Origin of the sequence: Candidatus Portiera aleyrodidarum, from assembly GCF_000953295.1 — a bacterium.
GTDB classification, from domain to species: Bacteria; Pseudomonadota; Gammaproteobacteria; order Johnevansiales; family Johnevansiaceae; genus Portiera; species Portiera aleyrodidarum_A.
Map to the genome: position 1 here is coordinate 22,184 of NZ_LN649255.1, position 20,794 is coordinate 42,977.

The window sequence follows — 20,794 nt, forward strand, 5'->3', positions numbered from 1 at the left end:
ATATAAGGAATAATATTTTTATGATAATTAATATGCATGATTTATTAAAAGCTGGTGCACATTTTGGTCATCAAACCAAATTTTGGAATCCAAAAATGAAAAAATATATATATGGAGTTAATAATAAAATTCACATTCTAAATTTAGAATATACCTTATTTGCTCTTAAAAAAGTTAATGAAATTATAAAAAAAATTATGATGAATAATAAAAAAATAATTTTTGTTGGTACAAAAAAAGCTGCTAATTTAATTATTTGTGAAGAAGCAAAAAAGGTTAATCAACCTTATGTTAATAATAGGTGGTTAGGTGGGATGTTAACTAATTATAAAACTATTAGGCAATCAATAAAAAAATTACGTGAATTAGAATTAATGCGAGATAATGGAATCTTAAAGAAATTAACAAAAAAAGAAATTTTATTAACAAATAGAAAATTACAAAAATTAGAAAAAGATTTAGGTGGAATTAAAAATATGATTGGTTTGCCTGAAGCATTGTTTGTAATTGATGTAAATAAAGAAAGAATTGCTATAAATGAAGCTAACAAACTTGGTATATTAGTAATTGGTATTGTTGATACAAATTCTAATCCAGATGGTATAGATTATATAATCCCTGGAAATGATGATTCTATTAATGCTATAAAAATATATACAAAAATTATAGCAACTTATTGTAAAAAAAATAAAGAAAAATATAGGTAAATTTTTTATGACTTATATAAATTTAATAAAAAAATTAAGAACTAGTACTGGCTTAGGTATCATGACATGTAAAAAAGCCCTCCAGAAGTATAAAGGTAATATAAATTTAGCTATAAATTATTTACTTACTATACATAAGTTAAAATATAAAGAAAATCTTCCAAAAGAAGGAAGAATAAATATAAAAGTTTCAAAAAATTATAAAATTTTAATGTTAGAAATTAATTGTGAAACAGATTTTGTATCAAATGATATTAATTTTATACGTTTTGTAAATAAAGTTACAAATAAAGCTTTATATACTAATCAAGAAAATATAAAAAAATTAATTAATGGGAAATTAGAATTAGATAGAAAAATTTTAATAAAAAAATTAAAAGAAAATATTATCGTACGTAAATTAGTTTTAATTAATCTAAATAAAGATACTAATAAAACAATAGGTTATTACAATCATAAAAATCGGCTAGGTGCTTTAGTAATTATAAAAGATTGTAATGTTAAAATTGCAAAGGATATTGCAATGCAAATTGTCGCTACCAATCCTAATGTAATTTATATTAAAGAGTTTACAAATGAAGAAATAAAAAAAGAAATATTATTTCTTATATCCAATATAAAAAATAAACCTTTAAATTTAATTAATAAAATAATAAAAAATAAATTAAAAAATTATTTAAAAAATAATAGTTTAGTTAATCAAAATTTTATAAAAATTCCTAATATGAAAATTTCAAATTATTTATTAAAAATTAGTAAAATAATAAAATTCTTTAGATTTGAAATAGGTAAATAAAAATGGAGAATTTTATAAAAAAAACTTCAAATTTAATGGAAAAAAGCATTAGTTTATTAACTTTAAATTTTAATCAAATTCGTACACATAAAATAAATCCAGAAATCTTATATAAGATAACTATTAATTATAATGGAAAAAAAACAAAATTAAAAAAAATATCTAATATTTATATTGAAAATTCACATACTTTAATAATTAATCCTTGGGATTATAAAATTATTAATGAAATAAAAAATACTATTTTTATAAAATTAGAAATAAATCCAATTATAAAAAACAATAATATTAAATTAATATTTCCTAACTTAACAGAAGAAACACGTAAAAAATATATTAAGAAAGCAAGATTATATGCAGAAAAAAGTAAAATATATATCCGTAATATACGTCGTGATATAAAAAATAATATAAAAAAAAAATTAAAAAATAAAATATATAATATAAATGAAGCTAAAAATTTAGAAAAAACTTTACAAAAGTTAACTGATAAATATATAAATTTTATTAAAAATATATTAAAAAAAAAAGAAAAAGAATTAATAAAAATTTAATATATTTTTAAAAAAAAAAGAAAAAGAATTAATGACAAATTTTATTCATTTGCGAATACATAGTGAATATTCTTTAAGAAATAGTATTATTAAAATTAATTCTTTAATTTATAATATAAAAAAAATGAATATACCTGCAGTTTGTATAACTGATGAAAACAATATATTTAGTTTAATTAAAGTTTATAAGAAATCTATAAAAAATGGGATTAAACAAATTATAGGTTGTGATTTACATATAAATTCTAAAAATAAAATTTATAAAATAACTTTATTAGCTATGAACAATCTTGGATATAAGAATTTAATAAAATTAATTACATTATCTTGTAAAGATATATTAATAAAAAAATATATATTTAAATACTCCGAAGGATTAATTGTACTTTCTGGTGCTAGTAAAGGTGAAATAGGTTATTTTTTACTTTCAAATAATAAAAAAAAAGCTAATTTAATTATAGATCAATGGAAAAAATTTTTTCATAATTGTTTTTATTTAGAATTACAAAGAATAGGTTTAAAAAATGAAGAAGAATTATTATATAAATCAATAGATTTAGCTATAAAAAAAAATATTCCTGTAGTTGCAACAAATGATGTGATGTTTATAAAAAAAGAAGATTATTATATCCATCAAACAAGAGTTGCTATAAGTGAAGGGAAATTAATAAAAAAAAATTTTTATAGTAAAGAACAATATTTAAAAACACCTAATGAAATGATTCATTTATTTAAAGATATTCCAGAAGCTATTGAAAATAGTATAATGATTGCCATGCGGTGTAATGTAAACTTAAATTTAAATAAAAAAAATGTTTGTTTTCCAAAATTTAAGTTATCTAAAAATATAAATATAAAAAAATATTTTATATATCTATCAAATAAAGGATTAAATAATCGGTTAATAAAAAATAATATATTAAAAAATAAAAAAATTATAAAATATAAAAATAGATTATATAAAGAAATTAATCTTATAAAAAAAATGGGGTTTATTGAATATTTTTTAATAGTAATGGATTTTATTAAATGGGCTAAAAAAACAAAAATCCCAGTAGGTCCAGGTAGAGGTTCTGGAGCAGGATCTTTAGTTGCTTATTCTTTAGAAATAACAGATATTGACCCTATAAAATATGATCTTTTATTTGAAAGATTTCTTAATTCTGAAAGAATTAATCTGCCAGATTTTGATGTGGATTTTTGTATGATAAAACGTGATAAAGTAATAAAATATGTAACTAAATTATATGGTAAAAAATTAGTTGCACATATTGTTACATTTAGTACAATGACCGCAAAATCAGTAATAAGAGATGTAACTAGAGTTAAAGGTAAACCTTATTGGCTAGGTGAGAAATTATCAAAATTAATACCTTTTGATTCAAGTATAACATTAAATAAAGCTTTTGAAAACTCATTAGAATTAAGAAATTTAATTAAAAATAATGAAGAAGCTAATGAAATATGGGAAATGTCTTTAGCGTTAGAAGGTATAATTAAAGGAATAGGTAAACACGCAGGTGGTATAATAATTGCACCAAAGTTTTTAGGAAATTATTCTCCACTATTGAGTGATGATAAAGGAAAAAATATAATACAATTTGATAAAAATGATATTAAATATTTAGGTTTTATTAAATTTGATTTTTTAGGATTGAGGACCTTAACTGTTATAAATTATACTTTAATTTTAATTAATAAATCAATTAATAAAAAAATTAATATAAATAATATTCCATTAAATGATTTAAACTCTTTTAAATTATTAAAAAAAGCTGAAACGACTTCTATTTTTCAATTAGAATCACAAGGTATGAAAGTATTAATAAAAAAAATTAAACCAAATAATATTAATGATATAATTTCATTAATAGCGTTATTTAGACCAGGCCCTTTAAATTCAGGGATGGTAGATGAATTTATAAAAAGAAAAATTGGAAAAAAAATAAAGTTTTCTTATTATAAGATAATAGAACCTATATTAAAATCAACTTATGGAATAATTTTATATCAAGAACAAGTAATGAAAATTACTAATTTATTAACTGGGTTTAGTCTTGGAAAATCAGATTTATTTCGTCGTGCCATAGAAAAAAATAAAAATATAAAAAAACATCGTATAAATTTTATAAAGAATTGTATTAAGAATAATATAAAAAAATATATTGCAATAAAAATTTTTGAAATTATAAAGAAATTTGCAGGGTATGGATTTAATAAATCACATTCAACTGCTTATGGATTAATTTCTTACAAAACAATTTGGTTAAAAAGTAATTATCCTAGTCAATATATGGCATCAGTATTATCTAGTGAAATGTATAAGATTGAGAAATTAATACCAATTATCTTAGAATGTAAAAGAATGAAATTAAATATTTTACCGCCTAATATAAATATTAGTAATTATAAATTTAGTGTTGATAAGAAAAATAATATTATTTATGGGTTAGGTGCTATTAAAGGTATAGGTAAAGAATTTATTAAAGAAATTCTTATTAAGAGAAAAAAAAATGGTATTTTTTATGATTTATTTGATTTTTGTAAACGTATAAATATAAAATATTTAAATAAACGTAATTTATCTGCTTTAATACTTTCTGGGAGTTTAGATAAAATAGGGCCATCTAGAGAAATTCTTTTCGATACTATTAAGACAGCTATAAAAATTGCTTATCAAAAAAAAAATAATATAAGAATGGGTATGAATGATTTATTTAATAATATAGAATATAAAAAATATGAATATACCAAACCTTTTAAAATTTTAGAAAAATTACAAGGAGAAAAAAATACTTTAGGAATATATATATCATTTATAAATTCTTAAAAAGATGAATTTTTCACAATATTATTTATATACAATAATAAAAACTTTAAATATAAAAAAAATATGGATTGCTTTATCTGGTGGAATAGATAGTATATGTTTATTAGATATTACATATAAATCAGTAAATAAATTAAAAAAAAATAATTTAATTCCTAAAATATATGCTCTTCATATAAATCATTACATGAATAAATATTCTGAAAAATGTGAAAAATTTTGTATTAAATCTTGTGAGTTGTTTAATATCCCATTAATAATAAAAAGACAAAAAAAATATATTAAGAATATAGAATTATCAGCACGTACTTTTAGATATTTTTGGTTTACTTATTATTTAAATAAATATGATGTTATTTTTATAGCACATAATAATGATGATCAAATAGAAAATTTTATGTTAAAAACAATAAAAGGATCTGGAATTAATGGATTATCAAGTATTCCATATAAACGCAAATTGGGTGATGGTTTTCTAATTAGACCATTTTTAAATATATCACGTATAAATATTAAAAAGTATATAAAAAAATATAAAATTAATTGGTTTGAAGACAAAACAAATTTTAATATCAAGTTTGAGCGGAATTATTTAAGACATAATATAATACCTGAATTTAAAAAGAGATGGCCATATTTTAATATTACATTAACGAAATGTATTGAAAAGGTTAAAGAATCTAAAAAATTATTAAATGAATTTTCAAAAGAAATATTTAATTTTATTGGTTGTAATTCAAAAAAAATATATATAAAAAAATTAATAAAACTTTCTTATTGTAAAATAAGATATTTAATAATTTTTTGTTTAAAAAATCTAGGTTATATAAATCCATCAAAAAAAAAAATAAATGAATTAATAAATCAAATATTAAATGCAAAATATTATTCTTCAATATTAATAAAATTTAATAAAATTGAAGTTAGATTTTGGAAAGGATTTTTATATTTTATATATTATTCATATTATAAATATAAACCTGAAAATATATTTTATAGTTGGAATTTATATTGTATTAAGAAATTTGATAAATTAAATATTAAAATTTTTAATTTAAAAGGAGGAGAAAAAATAAAACATTATGGTAAAATAAAAAGGATAAAAAATTTATTACAAAAATTATCAATTCCACCTTGGGAACGTAATAAATTTATTATTGTTTATTATAAAGATAAAATAGTTGCTGCGTTAAATAAGAATTTTTCTTTAGTTACTGACAAGTGGATTGCTAAAATTAAAATAAAATATCCTTTTTAATATGATAATATTAATTATTTTTTTTATAAAAATATAAAATGAATTTAACTGAACTTAAAAAAAAAAATGTACATGAATTATTAGAATTAGCTATATCTATGAATATAGAAAATCTAATACGTTATAGAAAACAAGATATTATATTTGCTATTCTTAAAAAACATGCAGAAGGAGGAGAAGATATTTATGGAGAAGGAGTTTTAGAAATATTACAAGAAGGTTTTGGTTTTTTAAGAAGTTCTGATAGTTCTTATCAATCAGGTCCAGACGATATATATGTTTCTCCTTCACAAATTAGACGGTTTAATCTACGTAAAGGTGATAGTATATCTGGGAAAATACGTCCTCCCAAAGATGGTGAAAGATATTTTGCTTTATTAAAAGTAAATAAAATTAATTTTGATAGAATAGAAACAGTTAAAAAAAAAATTTTATTTGAAAATTTAACTCCATTATTTCCAAATTATAGATTACTTATGGAAATTGGTAATGGTTCTACTGAAGATTTAACTTCTAGAATCTTAGATTTAGTTGCTCCAATCGGCAAAGGTCAACGGGGCTTAATTGTTTCTCCTCCAAAAGCTGGGAAGACCATGATGATGCAAAATATAGCTAATGCAATAGTAAGAAATAGCCCTGAATGCTATTTAATTGTTTTACTAATTGATGAACGTCCTGAAGAAGTAACAGAAATGTCTAGAACTGTAAGAGGAGAAGTTATAGCATCTACTTTTGATGAGCCACCTACTAGACATGTTCAGTTAGCTGAAATGGTTATAGAAAAAGCTAAAAGATTAGTTGAACATAAAAAAGATGTAGTTATTATGTTAGATTCTCTTACACGTTTAGCAAGAGCTTATAATACAGTAGTGCCATCTTCTGGTAAAGTCTTAACTGGTGGAGTAGATTCAAATGCTCTTGAAAAACCTAAACGATTTTTTGGTGTTGCACGTAATATAGAAGAAGGTGGTAGTTTAACTATTTTAGCATCTGCTTTAATAGATACTGGGTCAAAAATGGATGATATAATTTTTGAAGAATTTAAAGGTACAGGTAATATGGAAGCACATTTAGATCGGAAATTAGCAGAAAAAAGAGTTTTTCCTGCAATAAATATTAGAAGGTCTGGAACGCGTAGAGAAGATTTATTATGTAGTGAAGAAGAAATACAAAGAATGTGGATTTTACGGAAATTATTGCATACAATGGAAGATGTAGCAGCAACTGAATTATTAATAGATAGATTAAAAAATACTAAAAATAATATAGAATTTTTTGAATCAATGAAACGTTAAGACATTTATTAAGGAAGTTAGTTATGACCTTTAGTTCATATTATTCAAGTTATTACAAAAACTTAAACGAATTTGATAAGATTAAGTGTTATAAAAAACTACCCAGTATATTAGAAATACGTAAAGCTCTTTCTATAAATACTGTAATTATGAAGATTATAAAATTACAAAGAAAAGCAATAAAAGAAATAATAAATGGTAAAGATAAAAGATTCTTAGTGATAGTAGGTCCGTGTTCAATACATGAGACAAAATCAGCATTGGAATATGCTAATAAATTAAAAGTTTTATCTAAGGAATTAGAAGATCAATTATTTATTGTAATGCGAACCTATGTAGAAAAACCTAGAACAAATATTGGGTGGAAAGGATTATTATATGATCCATCTTTAGATGGTAGTAATGATATTAATTATGGAATTTATATTTCTAGAAAAATTATGTATGATATAATAAATTTAGGATTACCTATTTCTAATGAAATATTAAATCCTATTACCGTTGGATTTTTTGAAGATCTGATTAGTTGGGGGGCGATTGGAGCTAGAACTACAGAATCTCAAATTCATAGAGAAGTTGTTAGTGGTTTATCTTTTCCTATTGGTTTTAAAAATGGAACAGATGGAAATATATCTCAAGCTATTGATGCAATAAAAACAGCAGAGAATAAACATTTTCATATTGGGATTGATCAAAAAGGAAGAATTTCTACTATAAAAACAAAAGGTAATATAAATACACATTTAATACTTAGAGGGGGAATTAATGGACCTAATTATTATAAAAATAATGTGATTTTATATTGCCAAGCAATGAAACGGCAAGGTATTAAAGATAAAATTATGGTAGATTGTAGTCATTCTAATAGTGGAAAAAAACCTGAAAATCAACAAGATGTATTAGAAAATATATTAGAACAGAGAATAGATGGTAATAAATCTTTAATTGGAGTTATGTTAGAAAGTAATATAAATAGTGGGACACAAAAAATAAGCAAAAATCTTAAATATGGAGTATCAATAACTGATGGCTGTTTAAGTTGGGTAGAAACAGAAAAACTACTTCGAAAGACTGCAATAAAAATGCGCCAAAATATAAAAAAATTATAAAAGGTTATTTATTTTTTAAAAATGATAAAAACACATATTTTAGGATATCCACGTATAGGCACAAATAGAGAATTAAAAATAGCATTAGAATCATATTGGAAAAACGAGATTGATTTAAAAACATTAGAAAAAATTGGAAAAAAAATTAGAGTTAAAAATTGGATTACACAATATAAAGCAGGATTATCTTATGTAACTGTAGGAGATTTTTCTTATTATGATCATGTTTTAAATCTTACTGCAATGATAGGCTCAATTCCTAAACGATTTAATCATCTTGAAAAGAGTTTGGTTGATATAAATACATATTTTCATATGGCTAGAGGATGTACAAGAAAAGGAAATCCTATTTATGCATGTGAAATGACAAAATTTTTTGATACAAACTATCATTATATTGTACCTGAATTAGAAATAAATAAAGATTTTTATTTATCCAATAATAATCTTTTTAATGAAGTTAAAGAATGTCAAAATTTAGGTTTGAAACCCAAAGTAGTATTAATTGGTCCTCTAACTTATTTGTGGCTAGCAAAATCATCTATTAATAAACTTAATTTTTTGCCATCTTTAATTAATGTGTATTCTAAAATATTAAAAAAATTAGAAAAACAAAACGTTGAATGGGTACAATTAGACGAACCAATATTAGTATTAGAAATACCAAAAATATGGAAAGATTCTTTTGAAAGAGCTTATAAAAATTTATCAAAAAAAATAAAAAAATTAAAAATAATGATAGCTTCTTATTTTGGAGGACTAGGTAAGAATTTAGATATGGTTTTATCATTACCTATAAAAAATATACATATTGATGTTGTTAGAGCACCTCAAGAATTAAATTTAATTGTAGAAAAATTTCCTAATGATAAGATTTTATCTATTGGAATTATAGATGGTAGAAATATTTGGAAAGCAAATTTAAAAAAGATTTTAAAAAAATTAAAAAAAATTAATATTGTTCTTAAAAATAGAATATGGATTTCATCAAGTTGTTCTTTATTACATATACCAATAGATCTTAATAAAGAAAAGAATATAAATAAAAAAATTTTAAATTGGTTATCTTTTGCAAAACAAAAAATAGATGAAATAGTTATTTTATCTAAATGTATAAATAATGATTTAAAAAATGAAAAATATATTAAAGATTATACAAAAGCAATAGAATCAAGAAAAAAGTGTTATATGGTAAATTCTAAATCTGTAAAAGAACGTATAAAAAAAATAAAAAAGAATTATTTAATTCGTAATAAGTCATATTTACAACGGAAATTTTTACAAAATAAAAAACTTAACTTACCTTTATTACCAACTACTACAATAGGTTCATTTCCTCAAACAAAGATAATAAGACTTGCTAGAAAAAAATTTAAAATAGGTAAAATAAGTATTGAAACTTATGAACAAATAATGCGGTATCAAATCTTGTTTATTATAGCTAAACAAAAAAGTTATGGGATCGATATGTTGGTACATGGTGAACCAGAAAGAAATGATATGGTAGAGTATTTTGGTGAAAACCTAAAAGGATTTCTATTTACTAATAATGGGTGGGTCCAAAGTTATGGCTCACGTTGTGTTAAACCTCCAATAATTTTTGGAGATGTAGAACGTAAAAATCAAATTACTGTAAGATGGATTAAATATGCACAATCAATAAGTTTAAAACCTGTTAAAGGTATGTTAACAGGTCCAGTTACAATATTACAATGGTCTTTTGTAAGAGATGATCAACCTAAAGAAATAACATGTAAACAAATAGCGTTAGCTTTACGTGATGAAGTTAAAGATTTAGAAAAATTAGGTATTAAAGCTATTCAGATAGATGAACCAGCTTTGCGTGAAGGTTTACCTTTAAATAAAAAATATTATAAATATTATTTAAATTGGGCTATTTCATGTTTTAAAATTTCATCCTCTGTAGTAAAAGATGAAACACAAATTCATACCCATATGTGTTATTCACAATTTAATGATATTATCGCTTTTATCTCTGAAATGGATGCAGATGTAATAACTATAGAAACAGCTAGATCAAATATGACCTTATTAAATGCTTTTAAATTTTTTGAATATCCAAATGACATTGGCCCAGGAATATATGATATACATACTAGAAATGTACCAAGTATTGAAGATATGATTTTTTTAATAAAAAAAGCAGCAAAAAGTATTCCTATCGATAGAATATGGGTAAATCCTGATTGTGGTTTAAAAACTCGAAAATGGAAAGAAGTAGATTATTCATTAAATAATATGGTAAAAGCAGCTTATGAATTAAGAAAAATTTTTAATTAATCTATTGCAGCTTATCTATTATTTTTTTCTTCAATACCAGAAATCCCTATACGGGAAGATAATTCTTCTAAAATTTCTGTGTGTAAGATATCTAAATAAGAAATACAAATTAAAGTATGAAACCATAAATCAGCTGTTTCTTTTATTATTTCATAACGTAAAAAATTATCTTTATAATTTTTTTCTTTAAATTTTTTAGTAACTATAATTAATTCATTGGTTTCTTCTTTAATTTTCTTTAAAATTTTTTTTATACCTTTATTATATAATGAAGATACATAAGATTTTTTAGGATCTGACTTTTTTCGGGCTGTTAAGATTAAAAATAATTTATTTAAAATTTTATCCATATAATTTTTTTATCAAAGTATATATTTTGTTAAATCTTCTTTAGGTGCTAAAGAAGCCATATTCTTATTTACATATTCTTTATTTACTATTATTTTTTTTTCTATTTCATTACCTTTATACATAGGTACTTCTAATAACATTTCCATAACAGTATGTAATCTACGGGCACCTATATTTTCTGTACATTCATTAAATTCATAAGCTAGTTCAGCAATACGTTTAATCCCTTCTTTAGTAAATTCTATTTCAATCCCTTCAGTGCTAAGTAATGCTTGATATTGTCGTGTCAAAGCAGAAGATGGTTCTGTAAGTATTCTTTCAAAATCTTTTGGGGTCAAAGCTGATAATTCAACATGAATTGGTAATCTACCTTGTAATTCAGGAATTAAATCAGATGGTTTTGATAAATGAAATGCACCAGAAGCTATAAAAAGTATATGATCTGTTTTTATCATCCCATATCTTGTTGATACTGATGAGCCTTCGATTAATGGTAATAAATCTCTTTGAACGCCTTCTCGAGATACTTCAGTTCCACTCTTATCTCCACTTCTCCTAACAATTTTATCAATTTCGTCTATAAAGACTATACCATTTTGTTCTACTGCTTCAATTGCACTTTTTTTTATGGTCTCATCACTTATTAATTTTGCTGATTCTTCTTCCATTAATAATTTTCTTGCTTCTACAATAGTAATTTTTCGGTTTTCACGATTTTGTTTATTTATATTAGAAAATATACTTTGTAACTGATTAGCCATTTCTTCCATACCAGGTGGAGTCATAATATCAATCCCTGATACTTTTTGAGTTATCTTAATATCTATTTCTTTATTTTCTAATTCCCCATTACGTAATTTATTTATAATAATTTTACGATTTTCAATATTATCATTTTCTTTATTTTTATTTGATGCTAAGATTGCATCTATTATTCTTTCTTCTACTGCATATTTTGCTTTATTTATTATTTGTTTATTAGCTTTTTCTCTTACTAATTTTATAGCAATTTCTATTAAATCACGTATTATAGATTCCACATCACGACCAACATAACCAACTTCAGTAAATTTTGTAGCTTCAACTTTAATAAAAGGTGCATTAGCTAATTTGGCTAATCTTCTTGCAATCTCTGTTTTTCCTACACCTGTTGGCCCAATCATTAAAATATTTTTTGGCGTTATTTCAGCACGTAAATTATAATCTAATTGCATTCTTCTCCATCTATTTCTTAATGCAATAGCTACAGCTTTTTTTGCTTTTTCTTGTCCAATAATATATTTATTTAATTCTTCTACTATTTTTTTTGGAGTCATATAATTATACCAACCATTTTTATTTAATTTATTTATTCCAATAATTCTATAGTAATATTTTTATTTGTAAAAACACATATTTCAGCTGCTATCTTAATACTTTTTTTTACTATATCAAAAGCTGAGATAGTAGTATTTTCTAACAGAGCCCTAGCCACAGCATTAGCGTAATTTCCACCTGATCCAATAGTAATTATGCCATTTTCAGGTTCTAAAATATCTCCAATTCCAGTAATAATTAAAGATATATTTTTATCAGCTACTGCTAACATAGCTTCTAATCTACGTAAAACTCTATCATTTCTCCATTCTTTTGCTAATTCAACTGAAGCTTTAATTAAATTACCTTGATATTTTTCAAGTTGTGCTTCAAATAATTCAAATAATGTAAAAGCATCAGCTGTCCCTCCAGCAAAACCAGATAATACTTGACCTTTATATACTTTACGGACTTTAGAAGCATTACTTTTAATTACTGTATTACCAAGTGTAACTTGCCCATCTCCAGCTATTGCAACTTTATTATTTCTTCTTACTGATACTATTGTAGTCATTTATATAACTCTATTAATTTATTTTTTATAAAAATATTTTACTATTATTATAATATATATATAATATATTAATATAATTATTTTAATTAAAAAAAATTATGAAAAAAAATCTTCATCCTAAATATAAGAATGTTATGATAAAATGTGTTTGTGGAAAAATTTTTAATATAAAATCAACATTAAAAACAAATTTGATTATTGAAATTTGTTCAAATTGTCATCCTTATTACACTGGCAAACAAAAAAAAATAAATATAGGTAATAGAATTGAAAGATTTAATAAACAATTTGGTAAAAAATATATTATTTAATGTTATATAAGAATATTATTCTTATAGGTCCAATGTTATCAGGGAAAAGTACAATTGGGAAAAATTTATCTAAGATATTTAATTGTAATTTTTATGATATTGATAATGAAATTGAAAAAATTTGTGGTTGTAAAATTTATGAAATTTTTTTATTAGAAGGAGAAAAAAGTTTTCGTAAAAGAGAAAATAAAATAATAAAAGATTTTTATAAAAAAAATGGAGTAATAATTTCCACAGGGGGTGGAAGCATAATTAAATTTAAAAATAGAAAGTTATTAAAAAATAATAATATTCTTATATATTTATATACTTCAGTAAGTTATCAAATAAAACGTCTAGATAAGATATTTAATAATCGTCCGTTATTAAAATGTTATAATTATAAAAAAAAATTAAATAAAATATTTAAAATTCGTGAACCTATTTATCATTATATTGCTGATATAATTATAAACACTGAAAAAAAAATTGAATTAATTATTAAAGAAATAAAAAAAAGGATAAAATTTATTGAAAATAATTAAAATAAATATTTTAAATAGTAGTTATCCAATATTTATCGGTCCAGGTTTATTAAAAAAAGGTATATATTTCCCTTATATATTTGGTAAACAAATAATGATTGTAACTAATAAAATTTTATCATCATTATATTTAAACCTATTAAAAAAAAAATTACTTTTATATACTGTAAAAGTAATTATTTTACCTGATGGCGAAAAATACAAAAATATTTCATCAGTTAATAATATATGGGATTTACTTATAAAATATGGGTTTAATCGTAAGAGTACATTAATTTCATTGGGTGGGGGTGTAATAGGAGATATTTCTGGTTTTACTGCCTCTTGTTATCAAAGAGGTATTTCTATTATTCACATTCCTACAACCTTATTATCTCAAGTAGATTCTTCTATTGGTGGTAAAACTGGTGTGAATCACGAAAAAGTTAAAAATATGATTGGATCTTTTTATCAACCAAAAGCAGTAATTATAGACACAGATATAATTAATACATTAAATAATAGAGAAATATCTGCTGGTCTATCTGAAATTATCAAATATAGTTTAATATGTGATTATAATTTTTTTAAATGGATAGAAAAAAATATAAAAAAATTATTAAAACTAGATAAAAAAAAATTAAAATTTTCTATTTTAAAAAGTTGTATTATTAAATCTAATTTTTTTATAAAAGATGAAAAAGAAAAAAATATAAGAACTTTACTTAATTTAGGACACACATTTGGGCATTCGATAGAACAATATAAAGGATATGGTAAGTGGTTGCATGGCGAAGCCATTGCGGTTGGAATAATGATAGCAACAAAAATATCAATATATTTAGGTAAAATTAAAGAAAAAAATTTATATAGAATATCTAATTTATTATTAAAATCTAATCTTCCTATATATATTCCTCTAGATATGAAATCAAAAAATTTTATTAAATTAATAAAATTAGATAAAAAAAATTTATATGAAAAGATAAGATTAATATTATTAAATAATATAGGTAATGCTTATATAAAAAATAGTATAAATGAAAAAGTTTTATGTAAGATAATAGATTTTTTACCTAAAAAAAAATATATTAGTAGGTAGCGTCCATTATGCTTATCTCAACACCCCAAGCTTCTAAAGCCAAAAATAAATTATCAAATAAAAAAAATAGTTTATTTACCCCATTAACTTTTAAACCTTTTAGAATAATATGGTTTGCAGATTTAATAGCAAATTTAGGTACATGGGCTCAATCAGTCGCGTCGGTTTGGATATTAACTGAATATCATGCTAGCTCGAGAACGTTAGCAATGATACAAGTAGTTACAGCTTTACCTTTAGTATTGTTATCTATTATTTCTGGAGTTTGGGCAGATAATTACGATCGCCGTAAAATTATGTTAATGGGAATGGTTTTAGAATTTACTGGTGGTGCTTTAATAACTTCTTTCGCTTTTCTTGGTTATTTAACTTCTACAAAATTAATATTATCTATATTAGGAATGTCAATTGGGGCTTCTCTAGCAGTCCCAGCATGGCAAGCAGCAATAAATGAACAAGTTTCTAAAAATCAAGTTACAAATGCTGTAATTTTAAATAGTGTTAATTATAATTTTGCAAGAGCAGTAGGGCCAGTAATAGGTGGTTTGCTTATAAAGACATTTGGTACTGCATGGGTTTTTTTACTCAATTGTTTATGTTATTTAGGATTAATTTGGGCTGTCTGGAAATGGAAACAAATTTACCCTAAACGAATTTTACCACCTGAACATATCTATGAAGGTGTAATTTCAGCATTAAAATTTGCTAAATATTCTAAAGTTATGAGATTTGTTATGTTAAGATCTTTTGTTTTTGGTCTTTCAGCTAGTGCATTATGGGCTTTACTTCCTGTATTAGCTCATAATAATACTCATTTAGTAGCACATAAGACTAAAACAGCTTCAATATATGGATATATGTTAGGAGCATTAGGGACAGGAGCGATTATTGGGAGTGCAATAGTAAAGAAATACTGTAAAATAGTAGATACTAATAAAATGATTAGTTTTGCTTCTATATTATTAAGTATAGTAATGTTATTAATTGGAATTTTAAATATAAAATTGTTAATGTTTGGGGCTCTAATGGTAGGTGGCAGTTGTTGGATAACAGTATTAGCAAGTTATAATTCCTCTGTTCAAATGTTAGTACCAGATTGGGTAAAAGCTAGAGCTTTAGCACTTTATCAAACTACATTATATGCTGGTTTAGCAATTGGATCATTTTGTTGGGGACATCTAGCTGGGATTATAAATGTTAAAATTGGATTAGTAATAGCAGGTTTCTTATTATTAATATCTACTATTGCTTTATTAAATTTAAGATTACCAAAAGTAGATGAGAAAAATAAGAGTATAAGACATATAGAACCTAAATATAATAAAAAGAAATTAGAATTTTATAAATATAAAGAATCAATAATCTTATCTATTGAATATTGTATTCCTGTAAATAAAAAAAATGAATTTATTAATCTTATAATAAAATTAAGAAATGTTAGATTACGTAATGGTGCAAAATCTTGGTCATTATATCAGAATGTTGAAGATAAAGAAGTGTGGCAAGAAATATTTTTAATACGAAATTGGTTACAATATTTAAGAATGTTAAGTAGAATAACAATTGCAGATAAAATAATTATAGATAAAGTTAATAAAATGCATAGGGGGATAAAACCACCTAGAACATATCAAGGAATACAACAAATAAAACCAAAGAAATAAAATAATATATAAAATTTTATATATTATTCTTTGTTTTAGGTAATAAAAATAATAAAATTTTATTCCAGATACGTGAAAAAAAATTATTAGATGAATTTACAGATGGAAGTTTATTTACAACTGCTGCTTTTTCTGTACGTATAATAAATTTATTTTCTATATAATTATTTTTTTCTAAATTCTTACTATATTTTTCTCCATAAAGTTGATCTTCACGTAATCTTTCGACTGCAAAATGAGGAGTATCCATCTCAGGTTCTGGTATAATTATAATTTTTACATCTTGTCTTAATTCTAGATTAACTATAAGATTTCTTTTTTCATTTAATAAATAAGTAGCGACTTCGACTGGTAAAACAGCTCTAATTTTATAACTCTTATTTTTCATAGATTCTTCTTCTATTAAACGTAAAATAGAAAGAGATAAAGAACTTACATCCCGGATTGTGCCTTGGCCATTACATCTTGGGCATACTATACCACTAGTTTCACGTAAAGATGGCCTTATTCGTTGTCGAGACATTTCCAATAAACCAAATCTTGAAATACGACCTAATTGAAGACGAGCACGATCAAGTTTAAGAGATTCACGAAGTCGATTTTCGACTTCTCTTTGATTTTTAGTTAAAGACATATCAATAAAATCAATTACTAATAAACCACCAATATCACGGAATCTCAATTGTCTACCGATTTCATCAGCTGCTTCTAAATTTGTTTGCAAAGCTGTTTCTTCTATATCATATCCTCTAGTTGCTCGTGCTGAATTAATATCAATTGATACCAAAGCTTCTGTAGTATCAATAAAAATTGAACCACCGGATGGTAATTTAACTTCTCTTTGATAAGCAGTTGCAATTTGAGATTCAATTTTAAATCTAGTAAAAAGTGGTATTTCATCTTTATAAAGTTTAATTTTTTTTTGATAATTAGGCATAACCTGTTTAATAAAATTAAGTGCATCATTATAAATATCTTCACTATCTATTATTACCTCACCTATATCTTGTCTTAAATAATCACGCATTCCACGAATAATAACATTAGATTCTCTATATATTAAAAATGGAGCATATCGTTTATTTGCTTCTTCTGTAATGGCTTCCCAAATTTGAATTAAATAATTTAAATCACATTGTAAATCTTTACTTGAGCGAGCTATTCCCGCAGTTCGCACTATTATACCCATGTTATTAGGTATAAATAATTTATTTATAGCTTCTTTTAATCTAAATCTGTCATAACCTGTAATACGTCTAGAAATACCAACCGACCTATGATTATTAGGCATTAAAACTAAAAACCTACCTGCTAAACTAATATAAGTAGTTAATGCAGCACCTTTATTACTACGTTCTTCTTTATCAACTTGTACTATTATTTCCTGACCTTCTTTAAGTAAATTTCTAATATTATAATTACAATTACAATTATTTAATAAATATTCATTAGCAATTTCTTTTAGCGGTAAAAAACCATGTCTTTCTGCTCCAAAATCAACAAAAGCGGCTTCTAAACTTGGTTCAATTCTAACAATTTTAGCACGATATATATTAGATTTTTTTTGTTCTTTAGTACAAAATTCAATATCTAAATCATATAAAAATTGACCATCTACCAGTGCAACTCTTAATTCTTCTGGTTGGGTAGCATTAATAAGAATTCTTTTCATTTCTAAGTTTACTTATTATCCTATTTTTTGTTAATATGTTTTTATATAAAAATATAACAGTAAAGAAATATTTAAGCAATTAAACGATAAATAATGAAGAAATTAAAAAATTATAAAATAATAATTTTTAACCAATTAAATCAAAGATTAGATAATTATTTAATAAAAAATTTAAAAGGTATACCAAAAAATTTAATTTATCGCCTAATAAGAAAAGGAATTATAAAAATAAATAATAAAAAATTAAAAGCTAAAAATAAATTAAAAAGAGGTGATAAAATTAGAATTCCTATACTATATAGTAAAATAGTAAAAAAACAAATAAATATAAATGAAAAATTAAAAAATTTTTTAATTAATAAAATTATTTATGAATCTAATGATTGGTTAATAATTAATAAACCGTCTGGTTTTGCAGTTCATGGTGGTAATAATATTACTATTGGTTTAATTGAATTTTTAAAAAAAAATATAAAAAATATTAATTTTATTGAATTAATTCATAGGCTTGATAAAAATACTTCAGGATGTTTATTAATAGCTAAATCTAGAAAATTTTTAATTTATATTAATTCAGCTTTTAAAAAAAAATATATAGAAAAATGTTATTTAGCTTTAGTAGAAGGTAATTGGCCTATAAATTATATATATATATATGCTCCAATTAATAAATATAAAATTAATATAAATGGAGAATTTTATAATATAATTAATAAATTTGGTAAACATTCATATACTTTTTTTGAAATATGTAAAATTTTTAAAGGATTTACATTAATCAAAGTTTTTCCTATTACAGGTAGAATGCATCAAATACGCGTACATTCTGCCTTTTTAGGTCATCCTTTATTAGGAGATTCAAAATATGGAAGTCAAATTGGGAAAAAGTTTTTAAAACTAAAAAGACTGTTTTTACATTCTTATTATATTAAATTTCCAGAATTTAAAAGTGTAAAAATTATTCAACTCAAAACAAAAATTGATGAAGAACTTAAATTAGTATTAAATAGAGCAAAAAAATATATAATATAATATTATTTATAAAAAGGAAATTATAATGGCTGTTCAAAAAAATAAAAAAACTCGTTCAAAAAGAGGAAAGCGGCGTTCACATTCCGCATTATTATTACCTACTTTAAATAAAGAAAAAATAACTGGTACTATACATCGCCGACATTATATTTCATCAGATGGATATTATAGAGGTAAAAAAATATTTTAAATTAGAAATCAGGTATTTTTTATGTATAAGTTAGAAAAAAAAATTAAATTAATAGTATCAAAAAAATTAAATATAAATCCTAATATTATAAAAAAAAATTCTTTTTTTATTGAAGAATTAGGTGCAGATTCACTTGATATAATTGAATTAGTAATGGCTTTAGAAGAAGAATTTAATATTGAAATAACTGATGAAGAATCAAAAAATATAAAAAATATTAAAGATATTATTAATTACATAAAAAAATATAATGAATAAAAAAAATATATTTTTACCTTTACCTTGGCATAAAAATAAATTAAAAAAAATTTTATTTTTAATAAAAAAAAAAATTAGTCCACATGCTTTATTATTATTAGGGCAAAAAGGTATTGGAAAAAATAAGTTTGCTAAAATATTAATATCAATTATAGTGTGTTCTAATTTTAATAATAAATATAAAATAAGTAATTCTAGTTGTGGAAATTGTAATAAATGCTTAATGTGGATTAATGGATATCATCCTAATGTTAGAAAATATACAATTAAAATAAATATTGATTCAATAAGAATTCTTAATAAATTTATTGAAAAAACATCGCAATATGATAGTTATCGTATTATTTTTATTAAAAATGCAAATTATATGACAATTGAAGCAGCTAATGCGTTATTAAAAAATCTTGAAGAACCAGGGGAACGTATTTTATTTATATTAACTTCTAATTTTTTATTATTACCTACTATTAAAAGTAGATGTTGTAAAATTTTTTTTAAACCTATATATAAAAAAAAATTTTTAGTTTGGATAGCTTCACATATATATTATTCAGCAGAATCAAATATATTTTTAAATTTAACATGTAATAATCCTTTATTAGCTACTAATATAAATTATATTTTAAAATTAAGACAAATAATAAATATTATTTTTTTTAATTTAATTAATGGTTCAGAACCTCTTAATGAAATAAAAAAAATAAATATAAAATATATTAATTTAATTTTTGATTTTGGTATAATTTTTATTGAAGATATAATCAGGTTATTATCTGGTATTAAGAATATAAAAAATTATGATAATATATCATTATATATAATATTAATAAAAAAAAATATATTATTAAATAATTGGTTTAAGTTATTAAATATAACTTATAAAAAACGGAAAATATTTATTAACAATAAAAATATTAATAAGAAATTATTATTAGAAACATGGTTTATTAAAATAACTAATTTTTTATTTAATAAAGTTTATAAGGAATAG

The 20,794-nt window shown here is 22.4% G+C and carries 19 protein-coding genes and 1 pseudogene; 16 read left to right on the forward strand and 4 right to left on the reverse strand.

The window, feature by feature from the left end; translation table 11 throughout:
* Nucleotides 1–20 precede the first annotated feature (20 nt).
* Genes rpsB through metE form a run of 8 tightly spaced genes read left to right on the forward strand, consistent with a single transcriptional unit; the run spans nt 21 to nt 10,850 of the window.
* Nucleotides 21–707, forward strand: a complete 687-nt coding sequence (gene rpsB / locus PAD_RS00110; RefSeq protein WP_219848714.1) for a 30S ribosomal protein S2 — start codon at nt 21–23, stop codon at nt 705–707.
* Nucleotides 708–714: 7 nt separating this feature from the next.
* Complete coding sequence (gene tsf / locus PAD_RS00115) at nt 715–1,503, forward strand: translation elongation factor Ts (protein ID WP_219848715.1); 789 nt, start codon at nt 715–717, stop codon at nt 1,501–1,503.
* Nucleotides 1,504–1,505: 2 nt separating this feature from the next.
* A complete protein-coding gene (frr, locus tag PAD_RS00120; RefSeq protein ID WP_219848716.1) occupies nt 1,506–2,057 on the forward strand; it encodes a ribosome recycling factor in 552 nt (183 codons plus the stop codon).
* A 31-nt stretch (nt 2,058–2,088) separates the two neighbouring features.
* Nucleotides 2,089–4,887, forward strand: a complete 2,799-nt coding sequence (dnaE, locus tag PAD_RS00125) for a DNA polymerase III subunit alpha (protein ID WP_219848717.1) — start codon at nt 2,089–2,091, stop codon at nt 4,885–4,887.
* Nucleotides 4,888–4,891: 4 nt separating this feature from the next.
* A complete protein-coding gene (gene tilS / locus PAD_RS00130) occupies nt 4,892–6,145 on the forward strand; it encodes a tRNA lysidine(34) synthetase TilS (protein WP_219848718.1) in 1,254 nt (417 codons plus the stop codon).
* A gap of 38 nt (nt 6,146–6,183) precedes the next feature.
* Nucleotides 6,184–7,440 carry a transcription termination factor Rho gene (rho, locus tag PAD_RS00135; protein WP_219848719.1) on the forward strand — a complete coding sequence of 419 codons (1,257 nt, stop codon included), beginning with the start codon at nt 6,184–6,186 and terminating at the stop codon, nt 7,438–7,440.
* Nucleotides 7,441–7,463: 23 nt separating this feature from the next.
* Nucleotides 7,464–8,549 (forward strand): 3-deoxy-7-phosphoheptulonate synthase, encoded by a 1,086-nt coding sequence (locus PAD_RS00140; RefSeq protein ID WP_219848720.1) that lies wholly within the window; start codon nt 7,464–7,466, stop codon nt 8,547–8,549.
* A 21-nt stretch (nt 8,550–8,570) separates the two neighbouring features.
* On the forward strand, nt 8,571–10,850 hold the full coding sequence (gene metE, locus PAD_RS00145) for a 5-methyltetrahydropteroyltriglutamate--homocysteine S-methyltransferase (RefSeq protein ID WP_219848721.1): 2,280 nt from the start codon (nt 8,571–8,573) through the stop codon (nt 10,848–10,850).
* An 11-nt stretch (nt 10,851–10,861) separates the two neighbouring features.
* Here the strand turns inward: metE and PAD_RS00150 are convergent, their stop codons facing one another.
* The 3 genes from PAD_RS00150 to hslV are packed head-to-tail and all read right to left on the reverse strand — an operon-like array spanning nt 10,862 to nt 13,071.
* On the reverse strand, nt 10,862–11,200 hold the full coding sequence (locus PAD_RS00150) for a phosphoribosyl-ATP diphosphatase (RefSeq protein WP_219848722.1): 339 nt from the start codon (nt 11,198–11,200) through the stop codon (nt 10,862–10,864).
* A 12-nt stretch (nt 11,201–11,212) separates the two neighbouring features.
* Nucleotides 11,213–12,517: an ATP-dependent protease ATPase subunit HslU gene (gene hslU, locus PAD_RS00155; protein ID WP_219848723.1), complete on the reverse strand. Its 1,305-nt coding sequence runs from the start codon at nt 12,515–12,517 to the stop codon at nt 11,213–11,215.
* A gap of 32 nt (nt 12,518–12,549) precedes the next feature.
* Complete coding sequence (hslV, locus tag PAD_RS00160; protein WP_219848423.1) at nt 12,550–13,071, reverse strand: ATP-dependent protease subunit HslV; 522 nt, start codon at nt 13,069–13,071, stop codon at nt 12,550–12,552.
* Between the two features lie 98 nt (nt 13,072–13,169).
* On the opposite strand from hslV, the gene rpmE reads away from it, so the two are divergent.
* Genes rpmE through PAD_RS00180 form a run of 4 tightly spaced genes read left to right on the forward strand, consistent with a single transcriptional unit; the run spans nt 13,170 to nt 16,651 of the window.
* On the forward strand, nt 13,170–13,382 hold the full coding sequence (gene rpmE / locus PAD_RS00165; RefSeq protein ID WP_219848724.1) for a 50S ribosomal protein L31: 213 nt from the start codon (nt 13,170–13,172) through the stop codon (nt 13,380–13,382).
* Nucleotides 13,382–13,906: a shikimate kinase gene (locus PAD_RS00170; RefSeq protein ID WP_219848725.1), complete on the forward strand. Its 525-nt coding sequence runs from the start codon at nt 13,382–13,384 to the stop codon at nt 13,904–13,906. Before rpmE ends, PAD_RS00170 begins: the two co-directional genes overlap by 1 nt.
* Nucleotides 13,893–14,987 (forward strand): 3-dehydroquinate synthase, encoded by a 1,095-nt coding sequence (aroB, locus tag PAD_RS00175; RefSeq protein WP_219848726.1) that lies wholly within the window; start codon nt 13,893–13,895, stop codon nt 14,985–14,987. Before PAD_RS00170 ends, aroB begins: the two co-directional genes overlap by 14 nt.
* Nucleotides 14,988–14,995: 8 nt before the next feature.
* Nucleotides 14,996–16,651 carry an MFS transporter gene (locus PAD_RS00180; protein WP_219848727.1) on the forward strand — a complete coding sequence of 552 codons (1,656 nt, stop codon included), beginning with the start codon at nt 14,996–14,998 and terminating at the stop codon, nt 16,649–16,651.
* 202 nt (nt 16,652–16,853) lie between these two features.
* Here the strand turns inward: PAD_RS00180 and PAD_RS00185 are convergent.
* Nucleotides 16,854–18,323: pseudogene (locus PAD_RS00185) on the reverse strand (Rne/Rng family ribonuclease); the annotation flags it as partial.
* A 93-nt stretch (nt 18,324–18,416) separates the two neighbouring features.
* On the opposite strand from PAD_RS00185, the gene PAD_RS00190 reads away from it, so the two are divergent.
* The 4 genes from PAD_RS00190 to PAD_RS00205 are packed head-to-tail and all read left to right on the forward strand — an operon-like array spanning nt 18,417 to nt 20,794.
* Nucleotides 18,417–19,355, forward strand: coding sequence for an RluA family pseudouridine synthase (locus PAD_RS00190; protein ID WP_219848729.1), 939 nt, complete (start codon nt 18,417–18,419; stop codon nt 19,353–19,355).
* 25 nt (nt 19,356–19,380) lie between these two features.
* Nucleotides 19,381–19,545 carry a 50S ribosomal protein L32 gene (rpmF, locus tag PAD_RS00195; RefSeq protein WP_219848430.1) on the forward strand — a complete coding sequence of 55 codons (165 nt, stop codon included), beginning with the start codon at nt 19,381–19,383 and terminating at the stop codon, nt 19,543–19,545.
* Nucleotides 19,546–19,566: 21 nt separating this feature from the next.
* Nucleotides 19,567–19,803, forward strand: a complete 237-nt coding sequence (gene acpP, locus PAD_RS00200; protein WP_219848431.1) for an acyl carrier protein — start codon at nt 19,567–19,569, stop codon at nt 19,801–19,803.
* Nucleotides 19,796–20,794, forward strand: a complete 999-nt coding sequence (locus PAD_RS00205; protein WP_219848730.1) for a DNA polymerase III delta subunit-related protein — start codon at nt 19,796–19,798, stop codon at nt 20,792–20,794. The genes acpP and PAD_RS00205 overlap by 8 nt, the downstream gene beginning before the upstream one ends.

Coding starts and splice junctions, on each gene's coding strand:
- rpsB (WP_219848714.1), top strand. CDS start 21: ATGATAATTAATATGCATGATTTATTAAAAGCTGGTGCACATTTTGGT.
- tsf (WP_219848715.1), top strand. CDS start 715: ATGACTTATATAAATTTAATAAAAAAATTAAGAACTAGTACTGGCTTA.
- frr (WP_219848716.1), top strand. CDS start 1,506: ATGGAGAATTTTATAAAAAAAACTTCAAATTTAATGGAAAAAAGCATT.
- dnaE (WP_219848717.1), top strand. CDS start 2,089: ATGACAAATTTTATTCATTTGCGAATACATAGTGAATATTCTTTAAGA.
- tilS (WP_219848718.1), top strand. CDS start 4,892: ATGAATTTTTCACAATATTATTTATATACAATAATAAAAACTTTAAAT.
- rho (WP_219848719.1), top strand. CDS start 6,184: ATGAATTTAACTGAACTTAAAAAAAAAAATGTACATGAATTATTAGAA.
- PAD_RS00140 (WP_219848720.1), top strand. CDS start 7,464: ATGACCTTTAGTTCATATTATTCAAGTTATTACAAAAACTTAAACGAA.
- metE (WP_219848721.1), top strand. CDS start 8,571: ATGATAAAAACACATATTTTAGGATATCCACGTATAGGCACAAATAGA.
- PAD_RS00150 (WP_219848722.1), bottom strand. CDS start 11,200: ATGGATAAAATTTTAAATAAATTATTTTTAATCTTAACAGCCCGAAAA.
- hslU (WP_219848723.1), bottom strand. CDS start 12,517: ATGACTCCAAAAAAAATAGTAGAAGAATTAAATAAATATATTATTGGA.
- hslV (WP_219848423.1), bottom strand. CDS start 13,071: ATGACTACAATAGTATCAGTAAGAAGAAATAATAAAGTTGCAATAGCT.
- rpmE (WP_219848724.1), top strand. CDS start 13,170: ATGAAAAAAAATCTTCATCCTAAATATAAGAATGTTATGATAAAATGT.
- PAD_RS00170 (WP_219848725.1), top strand. CDS start 13,382: ATGTTATATAAGAATATTATTCTTATAGGTCCAATGTTATCAGGGAAA.
- PAD_RS00180 (WP_219848727.1), top strand. CDS start 14,996: ATGCTTATCTCAACACCCCAAGCTTCTAAAGCCAAAAATAAATTATCA.
- PAD_RS00190 (WP_219848729.1), top strand. CDS start 18,417: ATGAAGAAATTAAAAAATTATAAAATAATAATTTTTAACCAATTAAAT.
- rpmF (WP_219848430.1), top strand. CDS start 19,381: ATGGCTGTTCAAAAAAATAAAAAAACTCGTTCAAAAAGAGGAAAGCGG.
- acpP (WP_219848431.1), top strand. CDS start 19,567: ATGTATAAGTTAGAAAAAAAAATTAAATTAATAGTATCAAAAAAATTA.
- PAD_RS00205 (WP_219848730.1), top strand. CDS start 19,796: ATGAATAAAAAAAATATATTTTTACCTTTACCTTGGCATAAAAATAAA.